Consider the following 20729-nt stretch of genomic DNA (forward strand, 5'->3'; position numbering starts at 1 on the left):
CGTGGAAGATGACCACGTTGATAGGCTATAGATGTAAAGGCAGTAATGTCATAGTCGAGTAGTACTAATAACCCGTAAGCTTATGTACGTGTCCTTCCGCCTAAGGGCGGAAGGGAAGTCTTTCTGATAATTGTTTTTGATTTTTTATCTCAATATGTTACAATATTAGTGTTCTGACCAAGTTCAGTGACCAACGATTTAAGGTGGTTATTGCGGCGGGGCTCACCTCTTCCCATTCCGAACAGAGAAGTTAAGCCCGCCTGCGCAGATGGTACTGCAATCCTGTGGGAGAGTATGTCGCCGCCTTTCTTTTGAATCCCCATCATTATTGATGGGGATTTTTTTTGTTATAGGTATGGCGTGTCGCTTTGCTCGATCCGCCGCCTTTCTTTTGAAAACCCTATCCAAACGGATAGGTTTTTTTGTTTTGTTAAACCCCGGATTCCCGGGGTTTTGTTTTTTCCTGACCATAGATGTCACACCTGACAGGTTTACAAAACCTGTCAGGTGTAGCAGGTGTTCCAAACAAAACATAAAAAAACCGGAGACAACTCCGGTTTTTGTATTGTTGAAAATCAATTAATTATTAAAATAGATGCAGTGTTGCTGAATCGGACAAATGGTGCATTTTGGACTGGTTGGACGACAAATTTCCCGTCCTAAAAACGAAATGCACATTCCAATATCCTCCCAAATGTCCCGCGGTAAAAGTTGCATCAATAATTTTTCAGCTTTAGTACCATCCTGAGTAGCAGTGATTAAACCAATCCGGGGGGCAACCCGTAAAACATGAAGGTCAACTACAATACCAACAGTTGGTCGAACCTGTAACTCCTTCATTATCACATTAGCCGATTTCCGACCGATACCTTTTAACTGCGTTAACGCTTCCATTGAAAGCGGAATATTCGCATCCGATTGTAGTGTTTGTGCTGTTTCCAAAATCCATCCGGCTTTCATCTGAAAATGACGAACCCCACTGATGTAGGGAAACAAATCCTCAAAAGTAGCCGAAACAAGGCTTTCCATATTCGGAAAACGATTAAAAAGTGCCGGAGCAATTTTATTGATATTGGCATCGGAATCCTGAGCGGAAAGAATGACCATGATCACTAATTGATACGGATTTTGGTAGGCCAAAGGGTGTTTGCGATCCCGATATTGAACAACAATAGGATTTAATTTTTCTGACCAACTCACCGGATCACTAAACAAATCCATAATTATTCTTCTTTAAAATCGATAGAAAGCGAATTAACACAATAACGAATACCGGTTGCTGTTGGGCCATCGTTAAAAACATGTCCCAAATGTCCGCCACAATTGGCACAAAGAATTTCTGTCCGGATCATACCATGAGACAAATCCTGAATATATTCGACTTTTCCGGGTATGGATTCGTCAAAAGAAGGCCAGCCGCAATGGGAATCAAACTTAGAATTGCTTTCAAAGAGCGGTTCGCCACAGGCACCACAACAATAAGTACCCTCTTGAAAATGAAGGTTGTATTTTCCGGAATTAGGGAATTCGGTTCCTTTTTGACGTAGAATACGATAACGCTCCAGGCCAAGCTCAGCTTTCCATTCCTCTTCGCTTTTATTTACGGGATATTTCATTTTTAGCAGGAATAAATTTGATAGATACAGAATTGGTACAAAAACGTTTGCCGGTAGTATTAGCCGGACCATCATCAAAAACATGCCCCAAATGGCTACCGCAATTGGCACACATAACCTCAGTACGTACCATTCCAAGACTGGTATCGGTTTTATAAATCACCGATCCTTTTATGGCTTTGTCAAAGGAAGGCCATCCGCAATCCGAATGAAATTTTGAATCGGAATTAAAGATAACCTGGCCACAAGCCGCACAAACATACTTTCCTTTATCGAAAGTATTCCAGTATTTACCAGTAAAGGCACGTTCGGTTCCTTTGTTTCGCAATACTTCATATTCTTCTTTAGAAAGTTGTGCTTTCCATTCTTTGTCAGTTTTCTGAACTTTAAACTTCTGATTTTGCCCAAAAGAAGCAAAGCAACTGCACAAAACAATTAATAATACTAACTTTTTCATGTTGAATTAGGATATAAATTGAACAATCCGTCGGATTACTTTACTGTCACCCAATATTTTGCGATGTCCTAAACCGTTAGTAATCATCAGATCACCATTTTTTAAATGTTCGCGGATATGAAAAGCCGCTTTAACGGGAACGTCATCATCTATTTCGTCGTGGATCACCAATACTGGAATAGTAACCGTCTTTGCTGCTATATACGAAGAATAACTATCCATGGTTTCTCCGAATTTCTTTTCGAATTTACTTTTCATCCGGACACCGATTTCCGGTTTCAGACCCAATTTTAAAATAAAATCTGAAATAATATCCGTCACGATATCACCGCTACCGATAATAATCGCTTTTTGTACGTTTAATTTTTGTTTAATCGCATTCATAACCGACATACCACCTAGTGAGTGACCTACCGCATACTCGAATGGTCCGTATTGCTTTTCAATTTCGAGTATAGCAGCTATAAATTCGGTCATATTACTGGTTTTTCCAGGTGCTTTTCCATGAGCCGGAGCATCAAAACTAAAGACTTGGTAGCCCATTTTCAGGAACTCGTCAGCAATTTTTACCAATTGCGTTCCGCGTCCGCTCCATCCGTGAACCAACAAGACTTTTTTGTCACCGGTTCCATATTGATATAACATTACTTTTTTCTGAATAGCCGGTATTTCCAACAATTCCTGTTGGCTGTTCCGATCCATTTCAAACTCTCTTTTCGGTATTTTATAACGAATAGGAGTGGTAAATAATTTCATCGCAAACTGCGTTGCCAATTCCGGAGATATTTTTTCAAAAAGTCTCGCGGTAAACAGAATTACTTTGGGTATTTCCAGAGATTGCTGGTGTTTCGGTTTGTTTTCTTTCATTTCAGTATACTAAAACAGTTGCAAGTTAAGTTATAACTGTCGTTTTATTGATAAATTAATCTTAAAAAATCAATCCGAAAAAAGGAAGTGATACGACTATTTTGTTAGGATATTCATTACTAATTTATCAGGAATTACTAATTTTGTTACATAAAATCACATCATATGAAAAGGAGTTATCGTTTGTTAATAGCCGGTGGTTTGTTAGTATTGGGAATTTCATGTGCTACAAACCCATTTACCGGAAAAAGTACCTTGGCATTAGTGCCGGACAGTGAAATTTTTCCATCGTCGTTCCAGCAATACAACCAGTTTCTAACTGAAAATAAAGTGATCAAAGGAACCAAGGATGCACAACGCGTTACGGATGTAGGGATGAAAATCAAAGCCGCTGCCGAAAAATGGTTAAATGCCAATGGTTACCAGGGCTATCTGAAAGATTACAAATGGGAATACAATCTGGTCGACAGTAAAGATGTGAATGCCTGGTGCATGCCGGGAGGAAAAATCGTTTTTTACACTGGTATCCTGCCGATTTGTAAAGACGATGCGGGAATGGCAACAGTAATGGGGCACGAGGTAGCGCATGCCTTGCTAAACCACGGACAGCAACGGATGAGTGCCGGATTATTACAACAATTGGGTGCTGCAGGAGTGAGTGCCGCTGTAGGAAATAAAAGTGCGCAAACCCAGCAAATTGCGATGACTGCGTATGGGGCGACCACACAATATGGCGGGATGCTACCGTTTAGCCGTAGTCACGAAAGTGAAGCCGATAAAATTGGTCTGACGTTAATGGCGATTGCGGGATACAATCCCGACACGGCTGTAGCGTTTTGGCAACGGATGGCGGCCAATTCCGGAGGACAATCGCAACCGGAATTTTTGAGTACGCACCCGAGTAATGAAACCCGTATTGCAGAAATCCGAAATCTGATTCCTCAGGCAAAAGCCGAAGCAAAAAAATTTGGAGTTGCTTTTAAATAAAAAAATATAGTATCTTCGAAGCTGTTCTATTAGAACAGCTTTTTTTATATCTATTTATGAAACAACTTGAAAAAGGAAGTAAAAAATTATTAAATGCCTGGGCATTTTATGATTGGGCGAATTCGGTTTATGCGCTTGTAATTTCATCGTCTATTTTTCCGCTGTATTACGGTGCTTTATTCCGTATAAAAGGAATCGAAGAAATCCCGCTTTTCGGACTATCGATCCGGAGTGAATCGTTGATCAGCTATATAACGGCACTGGGCTTTTTATGTGTAGCGATATTATCGCCGTTGCTTTCCGGTATTGCGGATTATATGGGTAATAAAAAAACATTTTTAAAATTCTTCTGTTATATGGGAGGATTGTCCTGTATGGGACTGTATTTTTTCTCCCTGGACAATATCATTTTCGGTTTGCTAACCTATATGTTGGCACTGATCGGTTTTTGGGGAAGTTTGGTGTTTTACAATTCCTATCTCCCGGATATTGCTTTTCCGGAACAACAGGATAGTATTAGTGCCAAAGGTTACGGATTGGGTTATATCGGCAGTGTAATTTTATTGATCATCAACCTTGTTATGGTGATGAAATACGAGATTTTCGGATTTGAAAACCAGCTTAAAGCCATGCAGTTTTCGTTTGTGATGGTGGGTTTGTGGTGGATCGGATTCAGTCAGTATACCTACCGTTACCTTCCGGATTATAAAAACGGAAAAAAGATCAAAGGCCAGATTATTTTCAATGGTTTTAAAGAACTGCAAAAAGTTTGGAGTCAGTTAAAAGAAATCAAACCGTTACGGCGCTATTTGGGAGCCTTTTTCGTGTATAGTATGGCGGTACAAACAGTGATGATCATCGCTGCTTATTTCGGTGAACAGGAAGTGGAGTGGGGAAGCGATGAAAAACGAACCATGGGATTGATCGTGAGTATCTTATTGATTCAGTTAATTGCGGTATTTGGTGCGATTATGACTTCAAAAGCCTCGGCTAAATTCGGAAATATTAAAGTTTTGATGGTGATCAATTTCCTATGGATATTGATCTGTATTTATGCCTATTTTGTAGTAACGCCAAATGAGTTTTATATCGCAGCTGCTTGTGTTGGATTGGTAATGGGCGGAATACAGTCGTTATCGCGATCGACCTATTCCAAATTTATCCCGAAAACACAGGATACGACGTCATTTTTTAGTTTTTATGATGTAGCTGAAAAAATAGGTATTGTGATTGGAATGTTTTTATATGGCTATATTGCCGACATCACCGGAAAGATGCAAAATGCCATTTTATTTTTGATAATTTTCTTTGTGGCAGGATTATTGTTATTAACCCGGGTACCAAGAGAATAAAAATCAAATTATTACGTTACAGTATTAACCCAACAAGATTAACCCCACATGAAAAAAATTAAAACTATTGGACTTATGCTCCTGTTCACGGGAGGACTATTATTATCAAGTTGTGAAACGGAACCTGTTGATTCGGGTTTACTAACAAATACCGGAAATACCGGTGGAAATAATGGCGGCAACAACGGCGGTAATAACGGCGGTGGTACAACTACCAATGTCATAGGAACCTATAAAATGACGGCTTTTAATACGTCGGTTCCTACCGACCTAAATGGTGACGGAACGCCTTCCACGAATCAGATGGATGAAACCAGCTGTTTTAACAACACTTTGTTAGTATTAAGTGCGAATCATACGTTTACCGCTACGGGAAGTTCACTCGAAATAACATCAGACGGAACCAATACAGTATTGGATTGTACCGAAGATCCGAGTTATGGCGGAACATGGACTTTGTCCGGAAGTACTTTAACTCTGACCTATACCGACGAAGGAGAAACGTATTCAGACCAGTATACCGTTACCGGAAATACGTTAAAGATTTCAATAGCAGAGGGAACAATAGTAGGAGAAGCTTCAGGAGGCGAACCGGCTTATCTGACAGCTAACATTGATATTATTTTTACCAAACAATAATTGACATAAAGAGATTTCAAAAAGCTGCCTTCGGGCGGCTTTTTTTATAACAAATGACTTTTCTTTTTTGAAATATATTCATTCGGATGATATGTTAAAATGTTAAAAATAAAATTATATTTGGGCGTTTTTTTAACTAACTCATCCACTATGAAAAAAATTACTTTTTTAACCACAATTTTGGTGGTATTTACGGCTTTTACTTTTGTATCCTGTGAAGTCGAATCGATCGATCCGGCTTTGAGTGCTAACGGAACCAATAATAATGGCGGAAACACCGGAGGCGGAAATACGGGAGGTGGAAATAATGGCGGAACACCATCGGGAGATTACTGGCCAACAGCCATTAATAATACCTGGAAATATGCGGTAAACAGTGAGACGCAAAATGTAAAAGTAATAGGAACAGATATTTTTAACGGAGCAACCTACTATAAGTTTTCAGCATTATCAGGTGCCTCCGGAGGTACGACCGGTACCGCTGCTGCAACTTGGTTACATAAAAGCGGAGGTGTATATACTTTAAAAACAGGGGATATGCAGATTAATATGATGGGAATGATCGGAACGCAAACGGGTTATGAAATGGTGCTGTTAAAAGACAATCTTCCGGTAAATGCAACATGGTCGGGTACGTATACGCAAACAACGACCTATACCGGAATCCCAACAGGAATGGTGACAACTACAAATTATACCGGAGAAATCCTTGAAAAAAATGCTACAATAACGGTGAATGGAGTAACCTATACGGATGTAATAAAAATGAACTTACAACAGCAGATCACAATGACTGGTGGATTTTCGATTACCAATACCGAATATTATTTTGCAAAAAATATCGGTCCGGTTCGTATTACGATGTATGCAGGTAGCGGTATTTCCCAATCCAATTTGGTTAATTATACATTACATTAATATCTGATAAGAATATCCAGAGCTGCCTTCGGGCGGCTTTTTTTATCACAAATAAAAAAGTTCTGTTATAAATGAAGCGATACACCATTTGTTAGATAAAGCAAACAAATAAAAAGTATTTTTGCATCGATTTTTAAAATAAGTATGAAAAAAATTACATTTTTAGCAGTAATGCTAGTCGCTTTTTCAGGAGGTATATTAACGTCTTGTGAGACAGAATCGGCTGATGCTTCCTTGATTGGAAATAACAATACTAACGGTGGCGGAAATACGGTTTCAGGAGGCGATTATTATCCGTTGGCTATAGGGAACCGGTGGGTATCCGAATCAATTAATCAGAATACAGGAGAAATTAGCATTGATACTTCAAAAATAGTGGATACTCAGATGGATAATGGAAAGTTGTATTATCTGGGGAATAAAAAAGAAGGAGAGGAAGTTGTTGCCGAAATAGGAAATCGTTCTGTAGACAAAGTGAGAAAAGAAAATAATATCTATTATGGAAAAATGGATGCCTTTGACAGACCACCATCGGGAATTTCCTTTGGGACACGATTTTCAGGAACGGGTGATATTGTTATTTTAAAACAGGATTTACCAGTGACCGGAACATGGCACAATGACTATTCGTATACCCTTACGAATTATCATCCAATGCTGCCTCAGGATCAGGTAATAACCACAACGGTGTCGGAAACGCACACTATACTTCAACGTGACCAGATACTAACGGTAAAAGGACATACCTATCAGAATGTGATAAAAGTAAAAATGGAGCAGGTGTCGAGAATGAGCATGCCTGGTCTACCGGAAACGGAAAATTTTACGGCTACAATAACGGTCTACAATTGGTATGCACGAAACATAGGGGTAATTAAATCGGAAGTAACCATGTCTGGAGAATCAGGATCTGAAAGTTTACATTCGGAGCTGTTGTCTTACATAGTGAACTAAGACTTAAAAAATAAAAGACAGAACCATTAAAAACCCGGATTGTTTACGGGTTTTTTTATGGCATAAAGATTGATTTATTAGCATAGCGGGCTAGGCAATATGCCAAATAACCGTTAATTATCAAGGTAATAGCAATAAAGACTTTTATCTTGCAGTACTATTTAATGACAAAATGACTTAAAAAAAACCATGTCAAATCAAAAGATACTCACATTAGACAATTTGTCACTTCATGAAATCGATACCGATGCGGAATTAATCCCTTTAATGACGCCGGAAGACGAGGAAGAAATGAACAACGAAGTGCTTCCGGACGATCTGGCCATTTTGCCGTTGCGCAATACGGTGTTGTTTCCGGGTGTTGTGATTCCAATCACAGCGGGAAGGGATAAATCCATTAAATTGATCAACGATGCAAATGCCGCCGGTAAAATTATCGGGGTAGTGGCACAAAAAGATGAAAACGTTGAAGAGCCAACTGCGGCCGATATTAATACAATTGGTACCGTAGCGCGTATTTTACGCGTGTTGAAAATGCCGGATGGAAATACAACGGTTATCCTTCAGGGGAAAAAGCGTTTTGAAATCGACGAGATCACAACCGAAGAGCCGTATTTAAAGGCTACGGTTAAAGAAGTACCGGAAAAAAGGCCATCGGATAAAGACAAAGAGTTCAACGCTATTATCGATTCGATAAAAGAACTGGCGATCCAGATTATTAAAGAGAGTCCGAATATCCCTACGGAAGCGACTTTCGCGATTAAAAACATCGAAAGCAAATCCTTCCTGATCAATTTCGTATCCTCGAATATGAATCTGATGGTTCACGAAAAACAGGGATTACTGGCAATTAATGATCTGACAGATCGAGCGCTGGAAACCCTGCGTTATATGAACCTGGAATTGCAGAAATTGGAACTGAAAAACGACATTCAGTCCAAAGTGCGTTTTGACCTGGATCAGCAACAACGGGAATACTTCCTACAACAGCAGATGAAAACCATTCAGGAAGAATTGGGCGGTGTTTCCTATGAAGAGGAAATCGAAGAAATGCGTCAGAAAGCCAAAACTAAAAAGTGGGATGATAAAGTAAAAGCCCATTTTGAAAAGGAACTGGCGAAAATGCAACGGATGAATCCGCAGGTGGCCGAATTCTCGATTCAGCGTAACTATCTGGAGTTGTTTTTAGAATTGCCCTGGAATAACTTTTCCAAAGATAAATTCGATTTAAAGCATGCCGAAAAAGTATTGGATCGCGATCATTTCGGACTGGAAGATGTTAAAAAACGAATCATCGAACATTTGGCAGTATTAAAACTGCGTAACGATATGAAATCGCCGATTTTATGTTTGTACGGCCCTCCGGGTGTCGGAAAAACATCGATCGGAAAATCGGTTGCCGAAGCCTTGGGAAGAGAATACGTTCGTATTTCACTGGGTGGATTACGCGATGAAGCGGAAATCCGAGGTCACCGTAAAACCTATATCGGAGCAATGCCGGGACGTATCATTCAGAGTCTTAAAAAAGCGGGAACGTCCAATCCGGTATTTGTACTGGATGAAATCGATAAATTGTCAAGTAGTCATAACGGTGATCCGTCATCGGCTTTATTGGAAGTGTTGGATCCGGAACAAAATTCCGATTTCTACGATAATTTCCTGGAGATGGGGTACGATTTGTCAAAAGTGATGTTTATTGCAACATCCAATAATATGTCGACCATACAACCGGCCTTACGCGACCGTATGGAAGTGATCAACATGACAGGTTATACAATTGAAGAAAAAATAGAGATTGCCAAACAGCATTTGGTTCCAAAGCAATTAAAAGAACACGGACTGACAACTAAAGATCTTTCGATTGGTAAAAAACAAATCGAAAAAATTGTAGTGGGTTATACCCGTGAATCCGGAGTGCGAGGATTGGAAAAACAGATTGCAGCTATGGTGCGAAATGCAGCCAAATCGATCGCAATGGAAGAGGAATACAATGTTAAGGTAACCGATGAAGATATTATTAAAGTATTGGGTGCTCCGAAAATGGAACGTGACAAATACGAAAATAATGAAACGGCAGGCGTGGTAACCGGATTGGCATGGACTAGTGTTGGCGGTGATATCCTGTTTATCGAATCGATTATTTCCAAAGGAAAAGGAAATATGACGATGACCGGTAATCTGGGGACGGTTATGAAAGAATCGGCAACCATTGCGCTGGAATATATCAAATCGAATGCCGAGCAATTGGGTATTAATCCGGAAGTGATTGCGAATTATAACGTACATATTCACGTACCGGAAGGTGCAACGCCAAAAGACGGACCAAGTGCCGGTGTGGCAATGTTAACGTCATTGGTGTCCAGTTTTACGCAAAGAAGGGTTAAAAAGAGCCTGGCAATGACTGGTGAAATTACCCTACGTGGAAAAGTATTACCGGTTGGCGGCATCAAAGAAAAAATTCTGGCGGCAAAAAGAGCCAATATCAAAGAGATCATCCTGTGTTATGAAAATAAAAGGGATATCGATGAGATCAAACCGGAATATCTGGATGGATTAACGTTCCATTATGTAAAAGAAATGAGTGAAGTGCTGGAAATCGCGATAACAGATCAAAAGGCAAAACATGCCAAAAAACTGATCGCCGAATAAAAACAGCAAACGCATTATAAAAAGGCATAAGTCGCGCAAATCGGCTTGTGCCTTTTGTCTTTTATTTTTTACTGTAAATAAAAAAATAATATCTTCGCATTTGCGTTATATAATTTCAGAAACGACCACCATTACAATGGCAAAAAAAATACTGACTTCATTTTTTCTAATCCTGACAGCTCTTTCCTATGGGCAGATTGGTGGAAAATATACCTATCAGTTTCTGAATTTAGTGACATCACCCCGTCAGGCAGCACTGGGAGGGAAAACAGTCACGATTTATGACAACGACGTAAACCAGGCTATCTTTAATCCGGCGACCATCAATGTGGAAATGGATAATCATCTTTCGGTTAACTATGGTAGTTATTACGGAGAAGTGACCTATGGTACGGCTGCCTATGCCTATACCTGGGATCGTCACGTACAAACGTTTCATGCCGGTGTAAACTATGTAAATTACGGTACTTTCGAAGGATATGATGAAACCGGAAACCGTACGTCCGATTTTACCGGTAGTGAAATCGCCCTTTCCTTCGGGTATGCTTATAATATTCCGTGGACTGACATTCATATCGGTGCCAATGCCAAACTGATCTCGTCCACGTTGGAAAGTTATAATTCTTTTGGAGCCGCGGTCGATCTGGGCGCTATTTATGTAGACGAAGACAATGATATAAACATCGGTTTAGCAGTGCGAAATGTAGGAATGCAGATTACCACCTATGCTGGTTTACAGGAAAAACTACCATTAGAAATCATCGCCGGAATTTCGCAGCAAATGGAAAATGTACCTATTCGCTGGCACCTGACACTCGAAAACCTACAACAATGGAATATCGCTTTTTCCAATCCGAACCGGGCCGAAAGCAGTATCGATGGAGAAGTGCAGGAAGAAAAAGTATCCTTTATAAATAATGCCTTGCGGCACGTAATTCTGGGAGCGGAATTATTTCCGGGGAAAAGCCTTAATTTCCGCCTGGGCTATAACTTCAGGAGAGGAGAAGAACTTTCGATAACCGATCAACGTACCTTTGCCGGAATTTCTGCCGGTTTCGGATTGCGTTTCAACACCGTAAAATTTGACTATTCCTATTCGCGTTATACTTCGGCAGGGAATACCAGTCTTTTTGGACTTACCATTAACTTACAATAAAATACAAACGTTTTGAAAAAAATTACCATAGCAATAGATGGGTTCTCATCCACGGGAAAAAGTACGCTGGCCAAACAACTGGCAAAAGAACTGGGATATGTTTATGTGGATACGGGTGCCATGTACCGTGCGGTAACTTTATTTGCCATGCAACAGGGATTGATTTCCGATAGCCACTTTGATAAAAAACAACTTATTGCCGCTTTACCGCAAATTAGTCTGCAATTTCAGTTTAATCCGCAATTGGGATTTGCCGAGATGTATCTGAACGGTCAGAATGTAGAGACTGAAATCCGTACACTGGAAGTTTCGCAACAGGTAAGTCGTATTGCCGAGGTGTCGGAAGTACGGGCAAAACTAGTCGAGCAACAACAAAAAATGGGCGCCGATAAAGGTATTGTAATGGACGGACGTGATATCGGAACGGTCGTATTTCCGGATGCTGAATTAAAAATCTTCATGACGGCCAGTCCGGAAACCCGCGCACAACGCCGTTTTGATGAGTTAACAGCTAAAGGGCAACAGGTTACCTATGAGGATGTATTGCAAAATGTAGTGGGACGTGACAAAATCGATACGAGTAGGGAGGATTCTCCGTTGGTAAAAGCCAATGATGCGTATGAAGTAGACAATTCCAATTTAAGTCGGGAGGAACAATTTGCGTTAGTGTTAAAACTAGCGATGGAAAAAGGATCCTGATTCATTTAAAAATAAAATCCAGAATAGGATGCGGTTCGTTTTATAGCGCATTTTATTTTGGATTTCCTGTTTTTATTAATAGATTTACCAGCTTTTTTAAAAATTAAAACGAATCTAATACACAAAATTACACCACATAATGACTATAAAAAATCGTCTTATACTGATGAACTTCTTCCAATTCTTTGTTTGGGGGGCGTGGCTTATCACCATAGCAAATTATTGGTTTGGAACTAAAAACTGGGAAGGAACCCAATTTGGACTGGTTTTTGGAACCATGGGAATTGCTTCTTTATTTATGCCTACGCTTACAGGTATCATCGCCGACAGATGGGTGAATGCTGAAAGATTATACGGGATATTACACATATTATACGCCGGAGTATTGTTTTCGTTACCGCAGGTAGCCACACCAACAACTTTTATTTATGTGATGCTTTTGGCGATGTGCTTTTACATGCCAACCATTTCGTTATCCAATTCCATTTCTTATACGGCTTTAAAGCAAAACAGTAGTGATGTGGTAAAAGATTTTCCGCCTATCCGTGTTTTCGGAACGATTGGATTTATTGTAGCGATGTGGATTACCAATCTTACCGGAAATAAAGCAACCGAATACCAGTTTTATATTGCCGGAATTGCGGCATTGATCCTGGGATTGTACGCTTTTACATTACCAAAGTGTAAGCCACAACGATTGATCAGTGAGAATGCTTCTTTATCGGAAACCTTAGGATTGGAAGCCTTTAAATTGTTTGCGAACTATAAAATGGCCTTGTTTTTTATCTTCTCCATGTTTTTGGGTGGGGCTTTACAGCTGACCAATGCCTATGGGGATGTATTTTTAGATGAATTCAAACATTTTCCAAAATATGCCAATTCATTTGTAGTGGAATATTCTACTATTATCATGTCGATTTCGCAGATATCGGAAACCTTATTTATTTTGGCGATTCCGTTTTTCTTAAAACGATTTGGCATCAAACAGGTAATGTTGATCAGTATGTTGGCCTGGGTATTGCGTTTTGGATTATTTGCCTTTGGTGATCCGGTAACCGGTTTGTGGATGATTGTAATGTCGTGTATCGTTTACGGTATGGCATTTGACTTCTTTAATATTTCGGGATCGCTATTTGTGGAAACCAACACCAGTGCTAAAAACCGTTCGTCGGCTCAGGGATTGTTTATGATGATGACCAATGGATTCGGAGCGGTATTGGGAAGTTTTACGTCCGGATGGGCGATTGATAAATATTTTACCAAATCGTTTTCCAACACCACAGAACTGGCAACCTATTTGCAAACGGAACCAACCAACGGATTAATGAATGAATTTGTAAAAGGACACGGCGTGGAAATTTCGGCTGACGGACTTTTCAGTAATCCGATCTTTATGAAAGATTGGCATCATATCTGGCTGACATTTGCAGCTTACGCACTGATTATCGCTATTGCTTTCGCCTTGATGTTTAAACACAAACACGATCCGAAAGACGTGGAAACTATAGTACATTAATAAAGAACCGGTTAAAAGCCGGTTTTTTTGTATCCGTTTCCTAAAAAAAGATTTTAAATAGGACTGTAAGCTGTTGTTTAGGAATGGAATAAAGTTTTGTAAATCAAAAAAATAGTATTACCTTTGCACACCTTTTGGCGAAGACGGGTTTCCTTTAGGTGTCAACAATTTATGTAAAACACTTCTGTTGTTTTCGATCGCATTAAGAAACTCAGGAAAACACAGAATACAAATTTTTTATCAGACATGTCTGAACAAACAAAAACACAAGACGAGTTTTTAGCGAATTTTAACTGGCATAACTTCGAAGAAGGTATCGATGCTGTTGACGAAAAAAACTTACAAGAATTTGAAGATTTAGTAGCAAAAACTTTTATCTCTACTGACGCTGAGGAAGTAGTAGAAGGAGTAGTAGTAAGAATTACTGAAAGGGATGCTATCGTTGATATCAACGCTAAATCTGAGGGTGTAATTTCATTAAATGAATTCCGTTACAACCCGAACTTAAAAGTAGGTGACAAAGTAGAAGTATTGATTGACGTTCGTGAAGACAAATCAGGTCAGTTAGTATTATCTCACAAAAAAGCACGTACAATCAAAGCTTGGGACAGAGTTATCGCTGCTAACGAATCAGGTGAAATTGTTAACGGTTTCGTTAAATGTAGAACTAAAGGTGGTATGATTGTTGACGTATTCGGAATCGAGGCATTCTTACCAGGTTCTCAAATCGACGTGAAACCAATCCGTGACTACGATCAGTATGTGAACAAAACAATGGAATTCAAAGTTGTTAAAATTAACCACGAATTCAAAAACGTTGTTGTATCACACAAAGCGCTTATCGAAGCAGATATCGAAGTACAGAAAAAAGAAATTATCGGTCAGTTAGAAAAAGGACAGGTGTTAGAAGGAGTTGTGAAAAACATCACTTCTTACGGTGTATTCATTGACTTAGGAGGTGTAGACGGATTAATCCACATCACTGACTTATCTTGGAGCCGTATCAACCACCCAAGTGAAGTATTGGAATTAGACCAGAAATTAAACGTTGTAATCCTTGATTTTGATGATGAGAAAACAAGAATTCAATTAGGTTTAAAACAATTAAACGCACACCCATGGGACGCTTTAAATCCAAACTTACAAGTTGGAGATAAAGTAAAAGGTAAAGTAGTTGTAATCGCTGATTACGGTGCATTTATCGAAGTTGCAGAAGGTGTTGAAGGTTTAATCCACGTTTCTGAAATGTCTTGGTCTACACACTTACGTTCTGCTCAGGACTTCGTAAAAGTTGGAGATGAGGTAGAAGCTGTAATCCTTACATTAGACAGAGAAGACAGAAAAATGTCTTTAGGTATCAAACAATTATCGCAAGATCCTTGGACGGATATTACTTCTAAATACCCTGTAGGTTCGAAACACACAGGAATCGTTAGAAATTTCACTAACTTCGGTATTTTCGTAGAGTTAGAAGAAGGAATCGACGGATTAGTATATATCTCTGACCTTTCCTGGACTAAGAAAATTAAACACCCATCTGAATTTGTTAACGTAGGTGATAAATTAGATGTAGTTGTATTAGAATTGGATGTTGAAGGACGTAAATTATCGTTAGGTCACAAACAAACAACTGCTAATCCTTGGGATCAGTATGAGGATGCTTTCGCTGTTGGAACAATCCACAACGGAACAATCTCTGAAATCGTTGACAAAGGAGCTACTGTAGAATTCGGTGATGATATCGTTGCTTTCATTCCTACACGTCACTTAGAAAAAGAAGACGGAAAGAAATTGAAAAAAGGTGATGTAGCTGATTTCAAAGTAATTGAATTCAACAAAGAATTCAAAAGAGTAGTAGCCTCTCACACAGCTATCTTCCGTGAAGAAGAAGAGAAAAATGTGAAAACTGCTGAAGCGACTATGACATCAACTAATAATGCTGAAAAAACAACATTAGGAGATATCGATGCATTAGCTGAATTAAAAGCTAAAATGGAAAAAGGAGAGTAATCCCTTATCTAAATAATACTTTTAAAAGTCCCGGATAATCGGGACTTTTTTGTTTTTTTGTATTTTTACAATCCTTATTTAATGATTATGCGTTACCTATATATATTACCGTTGTTTTTTAGTTTTTTTACTGCCAAAGCGCAGGTTGCCGCGCAACATTGCGGGTACGATTTTACGTCCTATCTGGTGTTGGACGTCCATGAAAATGGTAAAAAAGAAACCATTAAGGGTTTAAAAATCACGATTGTGGATAGTGCGGGAAATGACGTGATCAACTTGAATAATGCCTATAGTTGGACCAATGCTAACAAATCGTTGGTTTTTTCACTCAATTATAAAATTGATGATTCCGGTAAAAGAATTACCGAAGAAACCGATAAAAATGCGAAGAGCCGTTGGTTTTTCCCCTTTGCAAAAGAAAATTATCTGCTTTCGGTAGCAAATACATTTCCGGCCGAAAATTTTTCGATAAAAGTAGAAGATGTCGACGGAAAGGCGAACGGTGGTTTGTTTAAAACACAAATCGTTCCGTTGAACAGCTATAATATGTATGTGTTGTGTTCGGCACAAAACGAACGACAAGCGATGCAGTTTGGACCAAGAACCAACCGACCGGTGGAGATTATTCTGGAGCGTTAAGCAGTAGGCATAAAAAAACACCATCAGTATAGGAAGGTGTTTTTTTATGGATTATTCTTCAATCGGGTTGGAAACCGAAATAATGCGCAGTGATTTTACTCCGGCCGGCATTTCCCAATCGACTTCGTCATTTTCTTTAAAACCAATCAGCGCGATGCTAAGCGGTGCAATTACCGATACTTTTCCTTCTTTGATATTGGAAAGTTGTGGCAGTACAATCTGAATTTTCATACGTTGTTTGGCTTTTGTATCTTCAATTTCCACAAAAGAATTGATACGTACTATATTGTCTTCCAGGACATCGTTTTTGTTTACAATGGCTCGGTCCAACTCCTGCGACAATTGCATTATTTCTTTTTTACTGGTACTGTTCTGACTGCTTTTTGTCAATTCACGAAGCAACTGATAATCGGTCAGTGTTAATACAGGTATTGGTTTCATAACTATTATCTTTAAAAATTAGACATTTCCTTTTTACTATTCGTTTCTTTTTCTTTAAAATATAACTCGGCAAAACTCTGGTTGGAATTACCTGATGTTCTGCGGTAAAAGACACCTGGTGTAATCTCTTTCGGGTTTTCAAAACCACAGGCTCCGATAAATTCAGCTAAAGCTTTCATCGTATTTTTATGGAAATTCGCCACACGCACACTCTTATCGGTAATATCAATTCCTTTGTATAGCGCTTTATCCTGAGTCGCAATTCCTACCGGACATTTTCCGCTGTCACATTGTAACGCCTGGATGCATCCCAGCGAAAACATCATTCCACGCGCACTGTAACATGCATCGGCACCTAAAGCCAGTGCTTTTGCCATATCGAAAGCAGAAATTACTTTTCCGGCCGCAAGAATTTTGATTTGCTCGCGAATTCCGTATTGGCGTAGGGTAGCGCTCACAAATACCAGTGCATCCGATAAGGCCATTCCCATATAGTCGATAAATTCCATTGGAGCGGCTCCGGTTCCGCCTTCGGCACCGTCAACAGTGATGAAGTCCGGAAAAATTCGGGTTTCCATCATGGCTTCTACAATGGTTACAAATTCGTCCTGACGACCGATACAGATTTTAAAACCAACCGGTTTTCCATTCGATAACTGTCGTAACTGATTGATAAAATACAAAAGTTCGATAGCATTGCTAAACGCCGTATGTGCCGATGGTGAATGTACCGTGGTATACGGTTCAATATTACGAATCTTGGCAATTTCCGGCGTGTTTTTTTCTGCCGGTAATAATCCGCCATGACCCGGTTTGGCACCTTGCGACAGCTTTAACTCAATCATTTTTACTTCCGGATAAGCGGCTCTTTCGGCAAATAATTCATTCGAAAACGTACCATCCTGATTACGACAACCAAAATATCCGGTTCCGATTTGCCAGATTAAATCACCTCCCTGACGATGGTAGTCACTAATACCACCTTCGCCGGTGTTATGCGCAAATCCACCCATTTTGGCACCTTTGTTTAAAGAAGTAACGGCTGTTTTACTCAACGCTCCGTAGCTCATTGCACTAATGTTTAAAATGCTGGCACTATAGGGTTGCAAACATTGGGTATTCCCAATCGTAATACGGAAAGTTGATTCGTCTGCCTTTTTAGGGTATACCGAATGTGCCGCCCACTCATAGCCGATACGATTCGGGTCGTCCTGCATTCCAAAGGATACCGTTTGTTTTTCGTTTTTGGCACGTTGGTAAACGATAGAGCGTTGACGTCGGTTAAAAGGTTTCCCGTCCAGTTCGCCTTCAAAGAAATACTGGCGGAATTCGGGGCGAACCGATTCGAACAGATAACGCATCCTACCAATTAACGGGTAGTTACGACGAATGGAGTGGCGTGGCTGAAAGGTGTCGACAGCAATAATAACCATCAGGGCTATCGGAAGTAAGAGGACTTCCCAGGCCAAACCGTGGAATTTTACAAAATACAAACCTGCGATTAAAGCGGTAATCGCTACAAACCAAATAATTTGACGTGCAACAAGGGATGCAAAAAACTTTTTTGATGTCATGATAAATATACAAAAGTGTCCGGCAGCGTTTATCGGCCGAAAAAAATTAATTTACTGTATAAAGTGTAAAGGATGTACCCGCGTATATATGCAAAAAGAAAAACGAACTATATACGGGGCCTAATTGATGAAGGCTTTGTTGTGCGAAAATAGAACAGCCACACTGCGTTTCCTTACAGAAAGCAATGGCCTGATAACGATAAATAGGGGACTACTTAACATGGTGTTCTTTTTGTTTACACAGGGCAAAGGTAGGTATTTTTTTTATATCTGCATTATTTCCACTTAATATTGCAGCCCAGACTGGGTTTTTGATTTGGGTTGATCACCCGGTTGTAAATCACACCGTCTATGGCGCCACGTAAGTCGCTTCCGCTTAAAGGAATTCCGTTTCCGGGACGGCTGTCGTCCAGTTGACCACGGTAAACGAGTTTGTTCAGGTTGTCGAATAAATAGAAATCCGGAGTACAGGCGGCGTCATAGTCGCGGGCAACCTGTTGGGTTTCATCGTACAGGTACGGAAATTCAAACTTGTTTTCAAAGGCAAATTCGGTCATTAATTCCGGGGCGTCCTGTGGATAATTAACGACATCGTTACTCGAAATCGCGATAAAGCCAATGCCTTGCACGCGGTAATCGTTGGCAATACGAACTACTTCTTCGATAACATGGTGTACAAACGGGCAATGGTTGCAGATAAACAGTACTACCGTTCCTTTTTCGCCTTTTAAATCGGAAAACGAATAAAACGTATCTGACGAATTGGTGTCTTTTAGGTAAAATTCAGGAGCAATAGTGCCTAACGGTAACATATTTGACGGAGTACGGGCCATTTGTATCGGATTGTTAAAAGTGTCTAAAGATAAGAATTTACCGAATGATTTGCTAATTTTGGGAAAAACGAATTTAAAAAGAAAATGAACCAAGAGACGATTACGTGGGCCGATTTTGAAAAAGTAGAAATGAGAGTCGGAACCATTTTGGAAGTTAACGATTTCCCCGAAGCCCGTAAACCGGCTTTTCAGCTAACGATCGATTTTGGAGCGGTAATCGGAATCCGAAAATCATCGGCACAAATCACCAAACACTATACCAAAGAAGCCTTAACCGGCCGACAAATAATTGCGGTGGTGAATTTCCCTAAAAAACAAATCGGAAAGTTTATGAGCGAATGTTTGGTTATGGGGGCTGTTGCCGGAGATGGTGACGTCATATTATTGTCTACTGATTTTAAAGTAGAAAACGGATTGCGAATTGCTTAATAACCTATAGTTATCAAAACACTCTTTAGGCAATCGTGGTCCAAATCACGACAAAAGAAACTACGGAAATAAAGAACCACAACAGTATTCCCTGTAATAAGGGGCGTATTCCGGTTTTTTTAAGCGATTCGCGGTTTAATCCGGCTCCGATAAGAAATAAAGTGACCACTAAACCTTTTTTGGCTATCAGTACAATGGTGTCGTTTAAAACCCGGAAATCCGGAAAGTAGCTGTTCCAAAGCATGGTCAGTACAAAAAGGAAGATAAAATAGGGAATGGAAATTCGACTTTCTTTGTTTTTAAAGATAAAGGAAGTAGCCAGTGACAATGGAATAATCCAAAGCGCGCGTTGTAGTTTTACGGTGGTGGCAACCTGAAGTGCCGTATCGCCAAACCGTTGTGCCGCACCTACAACCGAACTAGTATCGTGTATGGCAATGGCACACCACATTCCAAATTGCGATTCACTCATTCCAAATAAATGTCCTAAAAACGGAAATAGGAACAACGCAATCGAATTCAGAATAAAAATGGTTGCCAGTGAAACCGATATTTCAGATTCGCGCGCTTTTATAATTGGTGTTAATGCGGCAATCGCACTTCCACCACAAATTGCCGTTCCGGCCGAAATCAGAAAACCGGTTTTTCGCGGAATCCGTAAAAATTTACCAAGAATAACACCTAAGATAAGCGTTGTCGTAATGGATCCGATTGTAAAAAGAAAACCTTCTTTACCGGTTTGTAGTGCATCGGTCAGATTCATCCCAAATCCCAATCCGACTATGGAAAACTGCAATAGGATTTTGGTGAGTTTATGACTGGTTTTTTCAAACGGATGACCAATAAACTGGGTTAAGATAAAACCAGATAAAAGTGCTAATGGCGCACTGATAAAAGGAAAAAGACATAAGATGATACCAAACAGGTACAGTCCTTTTTTGTGGTTAAGGGTAAGCGAAGTAAAGGTCATGGTGTTTTGTTTTGTCTGACAAA

Annotated in this window: 20 protein-coding genes and 2 rRNA genes; 14 read left to right on the plus strand and 8 right to left on the minus strand. The window is 39.7% G+C overall.

From position 1 onward, the window contains the following. Together E6C50_RS00005 and rrf are read left to right on the plus strand one after the other, a co-directional pair. A 23S ribosomal RNA gene (locus E6C50_RS00005) occupies nt 1-88 on the plus strand; the annotation flags it as partial. Nucleotides 89-199: 111 nt separating this feature from the next. Beyond that, nucleotides 200-309 (plus strand): 5S ribosomal RNA (gene rrf, locus E6C50_RS00010). 270 nt (nt 310-579) lie between these two features. Here rrf and E6C50_RS00015 read toward each other — a convergent pair. Genes E6C50_RS00015 through E6C50_RS00030 form a run of 4 tightly spaced genes read right to left on the minus strand, consistent with a single transcriptional unit; the run spans nt 580 to nt 2940 of the window. Continuing rightward, nucleotides 580-1221 (minus strand): endonuclease III domain-containing protein, encoded by a 642-nt coding sequence (locus tag E6C50_RS00015; RefSeq protein WP_136401160.1) that lies wholly within the window; start codon nt 1219-1221, stop codon nt 580-582. Between the two features lie 2 nt (nt 1222-1223). Further along, nucleotides 1224-1616 carry a peptide-methionine (R)-S-oxide reductase MsrB gene (gene msrB / locus E6C50_RS00020; RefSeq protein ID WP_136401161.1) on the minus strand — a complete coding sequence of 131 codons (393 nt, stop codon included), beginning with the start codon at nt 1614-1616 and terminating at the stop codon, nt 1224-1226. Continuing rightward, nucleotides 1597-2073 carry a peptide-methionine (R)-S-oxide reductase MsrB gene (gene msrB, locus E6C50_RS00025; protein ID WP_136401162.1) on the minus strand — a complete coding sequence of 159 codons (477 nt, stop codon included), beginning with the start codon at nt 2071-2073 and terminating at the stop codon, nt 1597-1599. The genes msrB (E6C50_RS00020) and msrB (E6C50_RS00025) overlap by 20 nt, the downstream gene beginning before the upstream one ends. Nucleotides 2074-2079: 6 nt before the next feature. Continuing rightward, a complete protein-coding gene (locus E6C50_RS00030; RefSeq protein ID WP_136401163.1) occupies nt 2080-2940 on the minus strand; it encodes an alpha/beta hydrolase in 861 nt (286 codons plus the stop codon). 165 nt (nt 2941-3105) lie between these two features. On the opposite strand from E6C50_RS00030, the gene E6C50_RS00035 reads away from it, so the two are divergent. From E6C50_RS00035 to E6C50_RS00085, 11 genes are all read left to right on the plus strand, one after another. Further along, complete coding sequence (locus E6C50_RS00035; RefSeq protein WP_136401164.1) at nt 3106-3927, plus strand: M48 family metallopeptidase; 822 nt, start codon at nt 3106-3108, stop codon at nt 3925-3927. A 56-nt stretch (nt 3928-3983) separates the two neighbouring features. Beyond that, nucleotides 3984-5279 carry an MFS transporter gene (locus E6C50_RS00040; protein WP_136401165.1) on the plus strand — a complete coding sequence of 432 codons (1296 nt, stop codon included), beginning with the start codon at nt 3984-3986 and terminating at the stop codon, nt 5277-5279. Between the two features lie 48 nt (nt 5280-5327). Next, on the plus strand, nt 5328-5918 hold the full coding sequence (locus E6C50_RS00045; protein WP_136401166.1) for a lipocalin-like domain-containing protein: 591 nt from the start codon (nt 5328-5330) through the stop codon (nt 5916-5918). A 150-nt stretch (nt 5919-6068) separates the two neighbouring features. Beyond that, nucleotides 6069-6836, plus strand: a complete 768-nt coding sequence (locus tag E6C50_RS17830; protein ID WP_211089504.1) for a hypothetical protein — start codon at nt 6069-6071, stop codon at nt 6834-6836. Nucleotides 6837-6980: 144 nt separating this feature from the next. Then, nucleotides 6981-7790, plus strand: coding sequence for a hypothetical protein (locus tag E6C50_RS00055; protein ID WP_136401167.1), 810 nt, complete (start codon nt 6981-6983; stop codon nt 7788-7790). A 189-nt stretch (nt 7791-7979) separates the two neighbouring features. Further along, nucleotides 7980-10439 carry an endopeptidase La gene (gene lon / locus E6C50_RS00060; protein ID WP_136401168.1) on the plus strand — a complete coding sequence of 820 codons (2460 nt, stop codon included), beginning with the start codon at nt 7980-7982 and terminating at the stop codon, nt 10437-10439. A gap of 136 nt (nt 10440-10575) precedes the next feature. Beyond that, on the plus strand, nt 10576-11595 hold the full coding sequence (porQ, locus tag E6C50_RS00065) for a type IX secretion system protein PorQ (RefSeq protein WP_136401169.1): 1020 nt from the start codon (nt 10576-10578) through the stop codon (nt 11593-11595). A gap of 12 nt (nt 11596-11607) precedes the next feature. Next, the gene (gene cmk, locus E6C50_RS00070) at nt 11608-12294 is read left to right on the plus strand and encodes a (d)CMP kinase (protein WP_136401170.1); all 687 of its coding nucleotides are present in this window, start codon (nt 11608-11610) and stop codon (nt 12292-12294) included. Between the two features lie 139 nt (nt 12295-12433). Continuing rightward, on the plus strand, nt 12434-13810 hold the full coding sequence (locus tag E6C50_RS00075; protein ID WP_136401171.1) for a nucleoside permease: 1377 nt from the start codon (nt 12434-12436) through the stop codon (nt 13808-13810). A gap of 246 nt (nt 13811-14056) precedes the next feature. After that, nucleotides 14057-15820 (plus strand): 30S ribosomal protein S1, encoded by a 1764-nt coding sequence (rpsA, locus tag E6C50_RS00080; RefSeq protein WP_136401172.1) that lies wholly within the window; start codon nt 14057-14059, stop codon nt 15818-15820. Nucleotides 15821-15907: 87 nt separating this feature from the next. After that, complete coding sequence (locus E6C50_RS00085; RefSeq protein WP_136401173.1) at nt 15908-16459, plus strand: hypothetical protein; 552 nt, start codon at nt 15908-15910, stop codon at nt 16457-16459. Nucleotides 16460-16510: 51 nt separating this feature from the next. Here E6C50_RS00085 and E6C50_RS00090 read toward each other — a convergent pair whose 3' ends face one another. The 3 genes from E6C50_RS00090 to E6C50_RS00100 all read right to left on the minus strand — a co-directional run bounded on the left by E6C50_RS00090 (nt 16511) and on the right by E6C50_RS00100 (nt 19307). Beyond that, on the minus strand, nt 16511-16900 hold the full coding sequence (locus E6C50_RS00090) for a GreA/GreB family elongation factor (protein WP_136401174.1): 390 nt from the start codon (nt 16898-16900) through the stop codon (nt 16511-16513). Nucleotides 16901-16911: 11 nt separating this feature from the next. Next, on the minus strand, nt 16912-18474 hold the full coding sequence (locus E6C50_RS00095) for an FMN-binding glutamate synthase family protein (protein WP_136401175.1): 1563 nt from the start codon (nt 18472-18474) through the stop codon (nt 16912-16914). Nucleotides 18475-18749: 275 nt separating this feature from the next. Further along, nucleotides 18750-19307, minus strand: coding sequence for a thioredoxin family protein (locus tag E6C50_RS00100; protein ID WP_136401176.1), 558 nt, complete (start codon nt 19305-19307; stop codon nt 18750-18752). Between the two features lie 84 nt (nt 19308-19391). Between E6C50_RS00100 and E6C50_RS00105 the strand changes: the two genes are divergently transcribed. After that, nucleotides 19392-19736: a tRNA-binding protein gene (locus E6C50_RS00105; RefSeq protein ID WP_136401177.1), complete on the plus strand. Its 345-nt coding sequence runs from the start codon at nt 19392-19394 to the stop codon at nt 19734-19736. A gap of 25 nt (nt 19737-19761) precedes the next feature. Here the strand turns inward: E6C50_RS00105 and E6C50_RS00110 are convergent, their stop codons facing one another. Beyond that, a complete protein-coding gene (locus tag E6C50_RS00110) occupies nt 19762-20706 on the minus strand; it encodes a YeiH family protein (RefSeq protein ID WP_136401178.1) in 945 nt (314 codons plus the stop codon). Nucleotides 20707-20729 lie beyond the last annotated feature (23 nt).

The sequence above is a fragment of the Flavobacterium supellecticarium genome, from assembly GCF_004801375.1.
GTDB classification, from domain to species: Bacteria; Bacteroidota; Bacteroidia; order Flavobacteriales; family Flavobacteriaceae; genus Flavobacterium; species Flavobacterium supellecticarium.

What these genes read in the sequence shown, in the direction of transcription:
- msrB (WP_136401161.1), bottom strand. Translation starts at nt 1,616, where the DNA reads ATGAAATATCCCGTAAATAAAAGCGAAGAGGAATGGAAAGCTGAGCTT.
- E6C50_RS00085 (WP_136401173.1), top strand. Translation starts at nt 15,908, where the DNA reads ATGCGTTACCTATATATATTACCGTTGTTTTTTAGTTTTTTTACTGCC.
- lon (WP_136401168.1), top strand. Translation starts at nt 7,980, where the DNA reads ATGTCAAATCAAAAGATACTCACATTAGACAATTTGTCACTTCATGAA.
- E6C50_RS00035 (WP_136401164.1), top strand. Translation starts at nt 3,106, where the DNA reads ATGAAAAGGAGTTATCGTTTGTTAATAGCCGGTGGTTTGTTAGTATTG.
- porQ (WP_136401169.1), top strand. Translation starts at nt 10,576, where the DNA reads ATGGCAAAAAAAATACTGACTTCATTTTTTCTAATCCTGACAGCTCTT.
- E6C50_RS00045 (WP_136401166.1), top strand. Translation starts at nt 5,328, where the DNA reads ATGAAAAAAATTAAAACTATTGGACTTATGCTCCTGTTCACGGGAGGA.
- E6C50_RS00095 (WP_136401175.1), bottom strand. Translation starts at nt 18,474, where the DNA reads ATGACATCAAAAAAGTTTTTTGCATCCCTTGTTGCACGTCAAATTATT.
- E6C50_RS00075 (WP_136401171.1), top strand. Translation starts at nt 12,434, where the DNA reads ATGACTATAAAAAATCGTCTTATACTGATGAACTTCTTCCAATTCTTT.
- E6C50_RS00100 (WP_136401176.1), bottom strand. Translation starts at nt 19,307, where the DNA reads ATGGCCCGTACTCCGTCAAATATGTTACCGTTAGGCACTATTGCTCCT.
- rpsA (WP_136401172.1), top strand. Translation starts at nt 14,057, where the DNA reads ATGTCTGAACAAACAAAAACACAAGACGAGTTTTTAGCGAATTTTAAC.
- E6C50_RS00030 (WP_136401163.1), bottom strand. Translation starts at nt 2,940, where the DNA reads ATGAAAGAAAACAAACCGAAACACCAGCAATCTCTGGAAATACCCAAA.
- E6C50_RS00105 (WP_136401177.1), top strand. Translation starts at nt 19,392, where the DNA reads ATGAACCAAGAGACGATTACGTGGGCCGATTTTGAAAAAGTAGAAATG.
- E6C50_RS00110 (WP_136401178.1), bottom strand. Translation starts at nt 20,706, where the DNA reads ATGACCTTTACTTCGCTTACCCTTAACCACAAAAAAGGACTGTACCTG.
- E6C50_RS00055 (WP_136401167.1), top strand. Translation starts at nt 6,981, where the DNA reads ATGAAAAAAATTACATTTTTAGCAGTAATGCTAGTCGCTTTTTCAGGA.
- E6C50_RS00090 (WP_136401174.1), bottom strand. Translation starts at nt 16,900, where the DNA reads ATGAAACCAATACCTGTATTAACACTGACCGATTATCAGTTGCTTCGT.
- E6C50_RS17830 (WP_211089504.1), top strand. Translation starts at nt 6,069, where the DNA reads ATGAAAAAAATTACTTTTTTAACCACAATTTTGGTGGTATTTACGGCT.
- E6C50_RS00015 (WP_136401160.1), bottom strand. Translation starts at nt 1,221, where the DNA reads ATGGATTTGTTTAGTGATCCGGTGAGTTGGTCAGAAAAATTAAATCCT.
- E6C50_RS00040 (WP_136401165.1), top strand. Translation starts at nt 3,984, where the DNA reads ATGAAACAACTTGAAAAAGGAAGTAAAAAATTATTAAATGCCTGGGCA.
- msrB (WP_136401162.1), bottom strand. Translation starts at nt 2,073, where the DNA reads ATGAAAAAGTTAGTATTATTAATTGTTTTGTGCAGTTGCTTTGCTTCT.